Source organism: Burkholderia sp. Bp9143, assembly GCF_003853645.1.
In the GTDB taxonomy this organism is placed as follows: Bacteria; Pseudomonadota; Gammaproteobacteria; order Burkholderiales; family Burkholderiaceae; genus Burkholderia.
On record NZ_QTPO01000191.1, the window covers coordinates 1 to 322 of the forward strand.

Here is a 322-nt window from a genome sequence, read left to right on the forward strand (position 1 = left end):
GGCTTGTCCGGAGCAGCAGCGGCCAGTTTCAGGTCGATCACCGGTTCGTGCCGCCGTGCCTGACGCTTGGCAGTCACCCGCTTCACCTCGAGCGCATCAACCGCCTCGCCGACATCCTGCAGGCCAAGAGCCTCGCACTCGGTGCGCGTCGCAGCGAGCGTATTGAGCAGGTCGCCGAATACGGTGTGGCCGACGTGCAGCTCTTCTGGCTGCTGCACTGTATCCATGCGGCGTGGCCACAACTGCGCCTCTTTGCCACGCACCCCGGCCGCTCGCCGGAGCACCTGTACGCGACACTCGCCCAGCTGGCGAGTGCGCTGAT

Annotated in this window: 1 protein-coding gene; it reads left to right on the plus strand. The window is 66.8% G+C overall.

The genetic code is table 11. From position 1 onward, the window contains the following. On the plus strand, positions 1 to 322 hold a 322-nt coding region (gene tssK, locus DIE23_RS39300), incomplete at both ends, for a type VI secretion system baseplate subunit TssK (protein ID WP_148093517.1).